The sequence below is a fragment of the Bacillus cereus genome, from assembly GCF_007678085.1.
Lineage (GTDB): Bacteria > Bacillota > Bacilli > Bacillales > Bacillaceae_G > Bacillus_A > Bacillus_A cereus_BE.
The window spans coordinates 245,251-257,524 of sequence record NZ_VEDW01000005.1; the positions used below are offsets into that span (position 1 = coordinate 245,251).

Consider the following 12,274-nt stretch of genomic DNA (forward strand, 5'->3'; position numbering starts at 1 on the left):
GTGATTAATCCATACTTTATGTATATTGTAGCGTTTGTGATAGCAATAATAGTATATCAATTGGGATGGTCATATGTTTTTCCGGAAATAAGTGTATCCCTACTGTTATTTCTTATATTTACTATTGTAAGTGCATTTTTTATTGGATTTTATGTATATAATAAAAAGATTATAGAGTATTCAAATATTAAATTTGAAAAAAAAGTAAGCCTAATTACCATTTTTATTATAGGATGTTATTTGTTGGAATTTATATATGAAGGTGGATTTCCTTTATTATCATTACTGACGAAATCTAATTTAATCTATATGGAATTTGGAATTCCGGTCTTTCATGTATTTGTGGTTACTTTTAACTCTTTTTATGCAACATACTTGTTCCATATGCTAATTTCAAATAAATACCAAGCGAAAAAGATATTAATAAATTTTCTTATAACTCTTTCATTACCCTTATTATTAGTTAATAGGGGAATGATCATGATGATTTTAATTAGTTGTTTGTTTATATATCTTTTGAAAATTAAAAAGAAGATGAATTTTAAAATTGTTATAGGTCTAGGTGTTGTAGCAATCCTGGTTTTATATATATTTGGATTATCTGGTAATGCCCGTGTAAATCATTCTTATCAAAATGATAAAACTATGTGGGAGAGTGATGTAATATTAAGGGTTGGAGGTGCTAAAGAAGAATTTATAAATTCCTCCATACCGGATGCGTTCTTTTGGTCGTATATATATATATCGTCTCCATTAGCTAATCTTCAACATACAATTAATGCAATAGAAGTAAAAGATTTAGAGTTTGTAGATATATTTTATATGGTTAATAATGAAATTTTCCCGGATTTTATAAATAAAAGAATTAATGACATGTATGGGGTAACAAAACCACCCATTGCACAAATCTCTACAGAATTAACTGTAGCTACGGCCTTTGCTGGGAGTTATGTTACTTTGGGATGGTTAGGATTAATAATCTATTTTATTACACTCTTATTCATTTCATTAGCATATATTATGATTTTAAAAAGGTTAAATAGTAAATATTTTTTAACTGGTGTTAGTATATTTAGCTCCATTTTATTATTTAGTACCTTTGATAATATGTTAGAATTCAGTGGATTAAGCTTTCAATTAGTATATCCATTATTATTTTCAGTATTAGCAAAAATTAAGCGTTAATATTGCCCAATAGATGGAGGAGAAAAATGACTTTAAAAGTTATATTTGCTAATCGGAAAGATTGCTTCGATAGGATGGGGGGAGACACCGTCCAGATGATGAAAACAAAAGAGCATTTAGAAAAGCAGTATGATATTGAGGTAATATATTGTACGTCTCCACAAGAGATAGAGAAGCATAAAGATGTATCGATAGTACACATCTTTAATATACAGACTATTGAACAAACCCTTGAATATATAGAGGTATGCAAAAAAAATGGAAAAAAGGTTGCATTATCCACTATATATTGGGATTTATCACATGCGTACTATATTGATTTGTTAAGTAAATTAAAAGTGTTTAATATGGATAACTTAAGCAAATATAAAAATGTCTGCAACAAGGTTCGGATGAACGTTAGTAAGGTAATTGGAAAAACAAAGACATATGGAACAGATACTTACAAGGAGCTAAGAAAAAAAGCTCTTATAGATGCAGATGTATTGTTACCAAATTCAGCCGAAGAATTAGGAATAGTAGCTAATGAGTTCGGTATACCAAAGGAGATTTTGGATGAAAAGGCTTTTCTTGTTCCTAATGCAATAGAAAATAAAGAAAAAGTAAATATTAGGAATAGTATTTCGATAAATGTCGAAGGTTATATCCTACAAGTCGGACGAATAGAACCTATTAAAAATCAACTTAATGTTGTAAAAGCTATGTTTGAGGATAAGGAAATACCAATTGTGTTTATTGGAAGAATTGGTAATGAAGCATATTATAAAGAGGTTATAAAGTTAGCAGAGAAGAGGGGGAACGTATTCTTTTTAGGCGAGTTAAGCCACGATGATTTAATAGACTATTATCAAAAAGCGAAGGTTCACATCTTACCATCTTTCCGAGAATCACCAGGTTTATCAACTTTGGAGGCTTTATGGTGTGGAACTGAGATAGTGGTTGCTACCCCGGAATATTGTCCTGTTCATTTTTATAAGTTTGATAAGTATGGTCATCAATGTGATCCTTATGATGTGAAATCAATAAGGGAAAGTATCTTAACTGCTATGGAAAACCCGAAAAACGTTGAATTACCAGATGCATATAAACATTACATTAGTTACGAAAATGCAGCAAATATTACGTATAGTTCTTACCAATCTATTTTAATTTAACATGATTATAAGAAGTTTAAATTAAGAACAAAGAAGGTATATAAAATGAAGAAAAAAATATTAATTTGGATTTTAGGGATTGTTGGATTCTTGATCGTAGCTGGTGGTGGATACGCTTATTATTTATATTCATCCGTATCAAGTACATTAGACGCTGTACATAAACCGTTGGAGCGCGAGAAATCAGAGAAACGTAATGAAAGTGTTGATATAGGAGATAAAAAGCCAATTTCTATTTTATTAATGGGAAGTGATCAAAGAAAAGATGAAGTTGGCAGATCAGACTCTTTAATGTTGTTTACTTTAAATCCTAAACAAGAATCTATGAAGATTGTAAGTATTCCTCGTGATACTTATACAGAAATTGTTGGAAAAGGTAAAAAAGATAAAATCAATCATGCCTATGCATTTGGTGGAATTGATATGTCTGTGAAAACAGTAGAAAATTTTCTTGATATTCCAGTAGATCATTATATTGAAGTGAATATGGAAGGGTTTAAAGATGTTGTTGATGCAGTTGGTGGAGTGGAAGTAAATAATGATTTAGCCTTTTCTTATGAAGGTAGTCAATTTATGAAAGGCGATATTCATTTGAATGGAACAGAGGCTTTACGATATTCTCGTATGAGGTACGAAGATCCACGTGGGGATTTTGGACGCCAAATGCGTCAACGTCAAGTGATTCAAGCTGTCATAAAAAAGGGGGCAAATGTGTCTTCTTTAGCGAATTACGGAAGTGTACTGAAATCAATTGAGAAAAATGTAAAGACAAGCTTAACTCAAGAGCAAATGTTTGATATTCAAAAAGATTATAAAAATGCTATGAAAAATATAGAAGAAGTTCAAATTGCAGGTGACGGACATAAAGCTGCTGATGGTATTTGGTATTATTATGTACCGGATCAAGTAAAACAAGATGTAACAAATAAATTAAGACAACATCTTGAAGTAAATAAAAAATGATCTGAATGATCCCCAATTACTTTTAAAGTAATTGGGGGTATTTCAATTTTGTTAGATGAGGTGAATAAATGAATAAGAAAAATATATTTGTGTTTATTGTCTTTATAGTATTTGTGATTTCGATTGTAGTTGGTAATTCATATTGGAATAAGAAGGTTATGAGCGCCACGAAACAAACTGGTGAAGTAAAGACAGAGGTAGTGAAAAAAACAAAAGAGGAAAAACTTAATCTTAATGAGAATTACATAAAAAATCTACCTGAAGCAATAAAAGAAAAGTTAAAGAAAGCGGCAAGTGGAGGAGAACCAGTACATCTTGTTATTATTGGTGATCAAGCATCTTTCTCTGAAAAGGACGCTTGGCCTGAAAAATTAAAGTCTAATTTAGAAGAGGCATATGGAAAAAAATTGTGGAAAGTCACAGTTAAAGAATATAAAGATGAAAGTTCAGAAGAATTAGTGGTAAAAAATCGAGATAAAGAAATTATAGCATTAAAGCCGGATGTGATTTTATTTCAGGCTCCATTTATTACAGATAATAACAAGATAGGTAATGGAAACTCTGTAGCCAATACGCAGAAATTTATAAGATCGATTAGTAATAGTATGAAAGATGTTACTGTTATGATTCAACCGCCAAATCCGGTTTATAATGCAAAGAACTATCCGAAGGCTGTTGAAGCATTGAAACAATTTACACTACAAAATGATTATACATATATCAATCATTGGGAAGCGTGGCCTAATTCGAACACTAAGGATATTTTATCATATCTACAAGATGAATTCGGTTTTCCAAACGCTAAAGGTCAAGATGTCTGGGCGCAGTATATTGTTAATTATTTTATTGCAAAAGAATAAATAATAAAGAGTCGATTTGGATGTAACTACGCAAATCGACCTTTATTTGTATATATTAGAAACAGGTAGGAGATTATAGGATGCTAAAGAATAAGTTGGCAAAGAATGCATTCTCCTTATTACTATTAAAGGGGTTTGAGTATTTACTACCGTTACTTACGGTTCCTTACTTAGTAAGAATTTTAGGGAATGAGAAGTTTGGCGAGATGTCATATGCAATTGCAATTTCATACTTCTTTGTAATGATTACAAATTATGGATTTGATTTGACGGCTACTAGACAAATTTCAATTCATAAGGAAGATATGGAAAAAGTTAAGAGTATATTTTCCTCCGTGTTAACTGTAAAGATACTACTGATGTTAATTAGTTTTGGATTATTATGTACAGCATTAAGCGTGATCCCTCAGTTGCAAGGAAATAATGTAGTATACTATATAGCTTTTTTTAATGTTATTGGAAATGCATTGTTCCCGATTTGGCTGTTTCAAGGTATTGAGAAAATGGAGTATATTACGGGTATTAATATGTTTGCAAAAATTAGTACCACTTTACTTATTTTTATAATTGTAAAAGAGCCAGGTGACTATGTACTTGCTACATTGTTACAATCAATTCCATTCGTAATTTGTGCTGTTGTTAGTTTTATCATTATTTCGCGTAAATTAACTATTACTTATGTATTTCCTGATATAGAAGAAATTATTTATTGTTTTAAAGATGGTTGGAATGTTTTTACTAGTGCTTTCATGAGCTTTATTTTAACATCTGGTGGTATTTTAATATTAGGTGTATTTACTAATAAAGAGGTTGTTGGAATTTATTCAGCGATAGAAAAATTAGCAAAGGCAATTATAAATTTATTCACACCAATTACACAAGCATTATTCCCCTACATTAGTGAAAAATTTGGAGTGAACTATGATAGTGGAAAACAAGCAGTTTTTAAATTTGGAAAATGGATTATTTTCTTAGCTGCATTTATTTCGATAGTTATGATGATTGGTGCAAAATGGATTTTATTAATTTTTTATGGTGATAACTACGTGCAGTATGATCTTGTAGTACAGTTATTTGCTATTTGGTTATTTACAAGTATTTTTAATAATATTATTGGAATTCAATATTTAGTGGCCTCAGGGAAATCTAATTTATATAGTAAAAGTTTCTTGTTTTCTACCATCATCACTCTTACACTATTTCTTGCATTAACGCCGAAGATGCATATTTATGGAATCTTAATTGGAATTAATGCTGGTGAGTTGATATTAACAGTAGTTATGCTGTTTTATGCAATAAAAAATGATAGGTTATTTAGTACTAGTACACAGAAATTCTAATAAAGATTAAGAAGGAAAAATTTTTTTGTTATATTTAAAAAGGATTACCTCGTAAATTATGAGGTAATCCTTTTTTATTAAAGAGCATAAATAACTACGATTAGTTTAATTGTATAATAAGTTAAATCTCAGTAATAGTATTATTAATAAGCTGAATGGCATTATTAGTGGATTCGGTATAGATTGCTTTTTTAGCAGTAATAATATTATTAGAAACTGTTAATGTCTTATTTGATTTAATATAATCAAGAGCTATGAAAACGCCAATATCGTCAGTATTAATATGGTTTTTACTTAGTATAATGCCCTCTGTACTTTGAATTAACATTGCATGTGCAGCAGTTTTGGATAAGGTGTTTGAAGATATCTTTGTAGTCTTTACCATATTGCTAATCCAAATAGAGTTATTATGAGGGTTACTATTATTAACATTTTGTATTGAATTTTCCTCGATTAATATATTTTCCCCCCGTTCAATTGCTATAGCATTACAAGGATTAGTCCCTAAATTTGTATTGATTTTATTATTTTTTATGTTGATTTTTGTAGGTGGTGGACTTGAAAGGTCCTTGAGATGGAGTACACCAATTCCATATCCATCTGTAAAATTATTAATGGTATTATCAGTAATTGTTATTTCAGAAGGGCCATTTTCGATACCGATGCCTCCACTTTTGGTGTCATATACTGTATTGTTTTTAAAAACAATATTTTGAGCACCAGTACTATTCGCAACAAGTGCTACGTCATCTAGTTTGATAGAGGTGTTATTTTTTGCTTCACTATGTTTTCCTTGGAAAAAAACAGCCCCCCCACCAGAATTTGTAACTGTATTTCCTAGAGCCTTTCCATAATGTGAATTTCCAATAAATCCAAAAGCGGTATTAAGGTTTTCGCCCCCACCATTTAAATTAGTAACACTACAGTTTTCGATAGTAACATGAGAAGTATTTTCAAACCAAGTAACAAAATTATTTACTGGATCTTTTAATAAATTTGATTTGTTTCCATCGAAATTAAGGTTATTAATCGTAATATTATCTATAGAATTTGCATAAAAAAAGCCTTGCCCCATCTTATTTGATTTAAATTGTGGGCTAAGTTTCAATGTGGCATGTTCACCAATGATTGTTACTGGTCTTGTAATCACAATTGGTGCTGAAATAATATAGGATCCTTTTGGAAATTGAACAGTTGCATTATCGGTATTTATCGTGTCAAAAAGGTTTTGTATAGCCTGAGTGTTATCGGTAGTACCATCACCAATAATATCGTATTTCTGGACGTTATAAGTTTTAAAATGTTTTGAGCTTAAAGAAAGTATAGCTAGTATTATTAATATGATTGGTATAATAAAACGGTAGCGCAATTATATAATCCTCATTTCTAAGTAGTTTTTTGATAATAAAGTTAAGTATAGCGCAAAAATAATTAATGCGGGTCGATAATATATTAAAATTAATGTATTGTCTAATAGGATGTGTATGTATAGAGATAAATTTAATTTTTTATTATACCTTATATTCATGAAGTTTGGGCACAATATGTAACGGATTATTTCGTTGCTAAGTAATAAAGGTACACAAAAGGTATACGAGCAATCGTATACCTTTTATAATAAGTAAGTGAATAAGAAATCCTAATATATGTAGGAGGAAGACAATGAATTCAATTCTAATCTGCGGCGGAGCTGGTTATATCGGTTCTCACGCTGTGAAAAAATTAGTAGACGAAGGTTTATCTGTAGTAGTAGTAGATAACTTACAAACTGGTCATGAGGATGCAATTACGGAAGGTGCGAAGTTTTATAATGGAGACCTTCGTGATAAAGCATTTTTAAGAGATGTTTTTACACAAGAAAATATTGAGGCTGTTATGCATTTCGCAGCTGATTCTTTAGTTGGAGTTAGTATGGAGAAGCCTCTTCAATATTATAATAACAATGTGTATGGTGCACTTTGTTTATTAGAGGTAATGGATGAGTTTAAGGTAGATAAGTTTATTTTCTCTTCTACTGCGGCAACGTATGGTGAGGTAGATGTAGACCTTATTACTGAGGAAACGATGACAAATCCAACGAATACGTATGGAGAAACGAAGTTAGCAATCGAGAAGATGCTTCATTGGTATAGCCAAGCTTCTAATTTACGTTATAAGATTTTCAGATACTTTAACGTGGCTGGTGCAACTCCAAATGGTATTATTGGGGAAGATCACCGTCCAGAGACGCATTTAATTCCTCTTGTGCTGCAAGTAGCATTAGGTCAACGTGAGAAGATTATGATGTTTGGCGATGACTATAATACACCAGATGGTACTTGTATCCGTGATTATATTCATGTTGAGGATTTAGTGGCAGCTCATTTCTTAGGGCTTAAAGATCTACAGAACGGCGGAGAAAGTGATTTCTATAACTTAGGAAATGGTAATGGTTTCAGTGTAAAAGAAATCGTTGATGCAGTTCGTGAAGTTACAAATCATGAAATCCCAGCTGAAGTAGCACCGCGCCGTGCGGGAGATCCAGCACGTTTAGTTGCTTCTTCTCAGAAAGCGAAAGAGAAGCTAGGATGGGATCCTCAGTATGTAAATGTGAAGACAATCATTGAGCATGCTTGGAATTGGCACCAGAAGAGACCTAATGGGTATGAGAAATAAAATATAATAAGTGAAAGGAGGGGTATTGTCGTTCAACATATGTTCGACAATACCCTCTCTTTTTTTATAAGATTTTTGCTATACTAAACTGTACTATAATACGGGATGGAAGGAGGAGAATAATGAAAATACTTGTAGTTGATGATGAATCGAGTATTCGTAATTTGATTCGGATGCAGTTGGAGATGGAAGGATATGAAGTGCTCACGGCGGCTGACGGGGGAGAAGCTTTAGCGAAGTGGAATGAAGGGCCGGATGTATTGATTTTGGATGTTATGCTTCCAGATACAGATGGGTATGAGTTGCTTCGTTTGTTCCGTGAGAAGGATAGGGATATTCCAGTACTCATGTTAACTGCGAAGAGTCAGATGAATGATAAATTGCTTGGCTTGCAGCTTGGCGCAGATGATTATGTGACGAAGCCGTTTAATTATGCGGAGCTTATTCTTCGGATTAAGAATATGACGCGGCGTGTGAAGAAGACAGAGGTAACGGTAAGTCATGAAGTGATTGGGGCGGGAGAGATAACGATTTGTCCTAAGGAAAGAAAAGTGCATGTTAGTGGACAAGAAATTCAGTTAACGTACCGAGAGTTTAATTTATGTCAGTTGTTTGTTTCAAATCCGCAGCGTGTATTTATGAGAGATGAGTTACTTGAGAAAGTATGGGGGTTTGAGTATATCGGAAATACGAGAGCGGTGGATATTATGGTACAAAGACTGCGGAAAAAGCTAGGGGATAGCGGGGAATATATTAAGACAATTTATGGCGTTGGCTATAAACTGGATTGTTAAGTGGTGATGGTATGTCTTTAAAAAGAAATATGGTGTTTGGAATAGTTGGACTGTTAATCCCGATTTTTGTTCTTTTGTACGTAGTTGTTTATATTACGTTAGAAAAGAATATGTATCATAACGCGGCAAATTCTTTAGAGAAGTTAAGTGTAGAAGCGCAAATTTATACGATGAATTATTTAGAGAAGGAAGCAGAGGTAGAGACACTCGGTCCGAATTCACTTTTAATTGCTTCGTATTTAGCAAAACGCATGGATGTCCGTGTACAGATGATTGGGAAGAATGGAGATGTTGTTGCGGATACGCAAAAGGGGGCACTTCTTCATCGGAATATTGATATTGAGAGTTCTTTGAAGGGGAAGAAATCTTATGTTTTTGAAGAGGGCGACCCAGCTCCAATTCTTTTGTTTTCAAGCCCAGTTTATTATGGAAACGATGTCATTGGAAGTGTTCGTTTTATAAATGAGTTAAAGGGTGAGAAGGAAGTTTTAACAAATGTTGGCTGGACGTTCTTAATGACGTCTCTTTGCCTAGTGGCTGCGGGTATTTTCTTTGCAATTCGTTTGGCGAAGTCTCTTCATAAGCCGATTGATCAGTTAAGACAAATGGCAAAGCGGCTTGCGAATGGTGATTATAAAAGTAAGATTGAGCTAAATGAATATGTGGAAATTGCTCAGCTTTCAGCATCTTTTAATGCGATGGCTGATGGAATTGAACTGCATATTAAGCAATTGAAAGAGGAGAAAGAGAAGCAGAAAGATTTCTTAGACCGTATTACGCATGAGTTGAAAACACCGCTAACGGCGATTATTGGTTATGTGGATTTAATTCCGAAGTTAAAGGCGAAGGAAGATGTACAGGAAAGCCTGCGTTATGTGGCTGTAGAAAGTGAGCGTTTATTATCACTTGTAGAAGAATTACTCAAGTCTTCAAAGTACGGGACGAGTACGTTTGAAGTGTCACCTACAGTTGTGAATATAAAAGAATTAGCAGAAGAAGCAGTTTCAATTGTGAAGCCTCGCCTGCAGAAATTTGAGATTGAAGTTATAAATGAGTTAACAGATGTACATGTTGTTGCGGATTTTGATAAGACGAAACAGATTTTCTTAAACGTGCTTGATAATGCGATAAAATATAGCGATGCTACGCAAATTCGTATGAATGTAATTGTAAATGAACGTGAGGCGAAGGTTTTTGTTCATGATGATGGCATTGGTATAGATGAAGGTGTACTTGCAGAGTGGAATGAATCGCCAGAAGGGAAGGTACTGCCTTCTAGTTACGGGAATGGTTACGGTTTGTATATTTGTCAGGAGATTATGAATAAGCAGGGTGGAAGTATGCGGATTGAGAGTAGTGAAGAAATAGGCACTACGATATTTATTACATTCTTGCTTCCGAGACGGATGGAAGACATAAAGAACTTGAAAGCGGTTAAATGATACATTTATGAAACAATTATGCGGTATTTTCGAAACAACGTTTTTTTATCTTGGAGGTAGGCAGAAATGAAAAGGCTATCATTTCAAATTCTTATGTTTGTTCTTTGTATAATCGTTTCTCTTATTTTGTTTTATGTGATGGAGAAGCAAATATATAATCGGATCACAATAGTGAATGACAAACAAACTGTTTTACAAAGAGTGAATGAATCCCTGCCTACTGAAATGAAGGTTAGGCATGAAAAGTGGGGAGAAATTGTTATAACGGATGAAGTTCGTTTGCATACGATTGTTTCATTCTTTGACCGAATTCAAATAGAACCGAGAGAAGCTAAGAATCAAGAACAAGTATTTACTGGAGAAGTAACGTACTTGAATGGACATAAACGTACTTTTGCAGTAGGTGACTTGTTCCAGTACGGGGCTGATATGTACGGAAAGAATGGTACGGATCCAATGATTTCAGCATTTCAAACATATTTGTTAAGCCTGTATTACACACCAGAACGTATTAGTGATTTTTTTGCTTCAGCACAGGATGTTATAGTACGCCAAGGTGATGTAGAACGTGCGATGAATCTTACGCACATACTTGATTCGATTCGGTATGCAAAGCAAATTACAGATTACGGAGAAATACAGAAATTATTACAATCACAGAATGAACCGATTGCTTATATTACCGCTTATAAAACAGGAAAGCGTATAAAGAATGAGCGAGAAGACATTCTTACTATTTCTGTATATCCATCGTACTTTGTTGTGCAATATCTCGGTGATAATAACGGGAATGTTATGTATATGAAAAGCTCCCTCGCAAATTTATTTGTAAAGGAGAATGTGTCATGAGAAAGATAGCCTTTTTCTTCTTTTTGCTAGTAATTGGAGGAGCGATGTCTAGTTGCTCTCGAGATACAACCTCTATTAAATATAATAAAAGTGGTCTCCCTATTTTGGATGATCGTCATCTTGTTGCGTATGTGGCAGCACGCGAGGAAGTTGGTGAAGCTTTGCTTTCATCATTTTGTAAATCACGCGGCTGTACGTATGAATTTATTCGTCTTTCGACAGAAGAGCTTCTTCGGAGGGTAGAAGAGGAAGCTGGAAATCCGAAAGCGGATATTGTTATTGGCGGTACGGTAGATGCGCATCAAATGATGAAGCAAAAAAATCTATCTATTCCTGTTACGAGCCAGCATGCGAACCGTATTTCAAAAACTGTTAAAGATAAAGACGGTTATTGGTACGGTTATGAAGTGGAGAAACTGGCAATTGCGATTAATAAAGAGCGGTGGAATGAAGAAATAGCGCCGCTCGGAGTTCCCTATCCATCAAGGTGGAATGATTTATTAAATCCGGTGTATAAGGGGAAGATTGTGATGCCCGATCCAAATGTCTCAGGAACAGCATATACGTTTTTTCAATCACTTATTGATACTGTAGGTGAAGAGGAAGCGAAGGAATATGTGAAGAACCTCGCAGCACAAATTGGTGAAGTAACGGTGAATGGTTATATACCAGTGGAATTAGTTGCGAGTGGTGAGTATATGATAGGTATTAATTTCATGGGAGATCAGAGAATGCTTCAAAAACAAGGCTTTCCAATTGTAAGTATTGTACCTGAGCAAACAGGGTTATCTGTTAATGCGATTTCGAAACTAAAACGTGCACCGAATGGTATTATTGCGGATTTATTTATTGATTATTGTTTATCAGAAGAAGCGGGTCACATTTTAGAAAAAGTTTCGTTTGGCGTACCAACGATGTTTGCGAAGAATGAGCAAGAAATAGAAGGACAGCCGGTTAGAAGAACAAATAAAAATATAGCAAATAGCGGAATAATCGAGATATGGAATAGACAGCGTCTCTCTCAGAAGTGAG

11 protein-coding genes are annotated in these 12,274 nt (G+C 33.6%); 10 read left to right on the forward strand and 1 reads right to left on the reverse strand.

Annotation, left to right across the window (positions count from 1 at the left end; all coding sequences use genetic code 11):
- The 5 genes from FS742_RS21630 (at position 1) to FS742_RS21650 (ending at position 5,502) form a co-directional block, all read left to right on the forward strand.
- Positions 1-1,185, forward strand: a complete 1,185-nt coding sequence (locus FS742_RS21630; RefSeq protein ID WP_144614985.1) for an O-antigen polymerase — start codon at positions 1-3, stop codon at positions 1,183-1,185.
- A gap of 95 nt (positions 1,186-1,280) precedes the next feature.
- Positions 1,281-2,339, forward strand: a complete 1,059-nt coding sequence (locus FS742_RS21635) for a glycosyltransferase (protein WP_186327200.1) — start codon at positions 1,281-1,283, stop codon at positions 2,337-2,339.
- Between the two features lie 45 nt (positions 2,340-2,384).
- Entirely contained in the window at positions 2,385-3,302 is a 918-nt protein-coding gene (gene tagU / locus FS742_RS21640) for a polyisoprenyl-teichoic acid--peptidoglycan teichoic acid transferase TagU (RefSeq protein WP_144614989.1), read from the forward strand.
- Positions 3,303-3,370: 68 nt separating this feature from the next.
- Positions 3,371-4,162, forward strand: coding sequence for an SGNH/GDSL hydrolase family protein (locus FS742_RS21645; protein WP_144614992.1), 792 nt, complete (start codon positions 3,371-3,373; stop codon positions 4,160-4,162).
- Positions 4,163-4,242: 80 nt separating this feature from the next.
- Positions 4,243-5,502 (forward strand): flippase, encoded by a 1,260-nt coding sequence (locus FS742_RS21650; protein WP_144614994.1) that lies wholly within the window; start codon positions 4,243-4,245, stop codon positions 5,500-5,502.
- 121 nt (positions 5,503-5,623) lie between these two features.
- On the opposite strand, the gene FS742_RS21655 is transcribed toward FS742_RS21650, so the two are convergent.
- Entirely contained in the window at positions 5,624-6,871 is a 1,248-nt protein-coding gene (locus tag FS742_RS21655; protein ID WP_144614996.1) for a glycosyl hydrolase family 28-related protein, read from the reverse strand.
- 293 nt (positions 6,872-7,164) lie between these two features.
- On the opposite strand from FS742_RS21655, the gene galE reads away from it, so the two are divergent.
- From galE to FS742_RS21680, 5 genes are all read left to right on the forward strand, one after another.
- The gene (gene galE / locus FS742_RS21660) at positions 7,165-8,157 is read left to right on the forward strand and encodes a UDP-glucose 4-epimerase GalE (protein ID WP_087968688.1); all 993 of its coding nucleotides are present in this window, start codon (positions 7,165-7,167) and stop codon (positions 8,155-8,157) included.
- A 122-nt stretch (positions 8,158-8,279) separates the two neighbouring features.
- Positions 8,280-8,951 carry a response regulator transcription factor gene (locus tag FS742_RS21665; RefSeq protein ID WP_144614998.1) on the forward strand — a complete coding sequence of 224 codons (672 nt, stop codon included), beginning with the start codon at positions 8,280-8,282 and terminating at the stop codon, positions 8,949-8,951.
- A gap of 11 nt (positions 8,952-8,962) precedes the next feature.
- A complete protein-coding gene (locus tag FS742_RS21670) occupies positions 8,963-10,393 on the forward strand; it encodes a HAMP domain-containing sensor histidine kinase (protein WP_144615000.1) in 1,431 nt (476 codons plus the stop codon).
- Positions 10,394-10,459: 66 nt separating this feature from the next.
- On the forward strand, positions 10,460-11,242 hold the full coding sequence (locus FS742_RS21675; RefSeq protein WP_000826638.1) for a DUF3919 family protein: 783 nt from the start codon (positions 10,460-10,462) through the stop codon (positions 11,240-11,242).
- On the forward strand, positions 11,239-12,273 hold the full coding sequence (locus FS742_RS21680) for an ABC transporter substrate-binding protein (RefSeq protein WP_144615002.1): 1,035 nt from the start codon (positions 11,239-11,241) through the stop codon (positions 12,271-12,273). The genes FS742_RS21675 and FS742_RS21680 overlap by 4 nt, the downstream gene beginning before the upstream one ends.
- The last annotated feature ends 1 nt before the right edge of the window (position 12,274 follow it).

Coding starts and splice junctions, on each gene's coding strand:
- FS742_RS21635 (WP_186327200.1), top strand. CDS start 1,281: ATGATGAAAACAAAAGAGCATTTAGAAAAGCAGTATGATATTGAGGTA.
- tagU (WP_144614989.1), top strand. CDS start 2,385: ATGAAGAAAAAAATATTAATTTGGATTTTAGGGATTGTTGGATTCTTG.
- FS742_RS21645 (WP_144614992.1), top strand. CDS start 3,371: ATGAATAAGAAAAATATATTTGTGTTTATTGTCTTTATAGTATTTGTG.
- FS742_RS21650 (WP_144614994.1), top strand. CDS start 4,243: ATGCTAAAGAATAAGTTGGCAAAGAATGCATTCTCCTTATTACTATTA.
- galE (WP_087968688.1), top strand. CDS start 7,165: ATGAATTCAATTCTAATCTGCGGCGGAGCTGGTTATATCGGTTCTCAC.
- FS742_RS21665 (WP_144614998.1), top strand. CDS start 8,280: ATGAAAATACTTGTAGTTGATGATGAATCGAGTATTCGTAATTTGATT.
- FS742_RS21670 (WP_144615000.1), top strand. CDS start 8,963: ATGTCTTTAAAAAGAAATATGGTGTTTGGAATAGTTGGACTGTTAATC.
- FS742_RS21675 (WP_000826638.1), top strand. CDS start 10,460: ATGAAAAGGCTATCATTTCAAATTCTTATGTTTGTTCTTTGTATAATC.
- FS742_RS21680 (WP_144615002.1), top strand. CDS start 11,239: ATGAGAAAGATAGCCTTTTTCTTCTTTTTGCTAGTAATTGGAGGAGCG.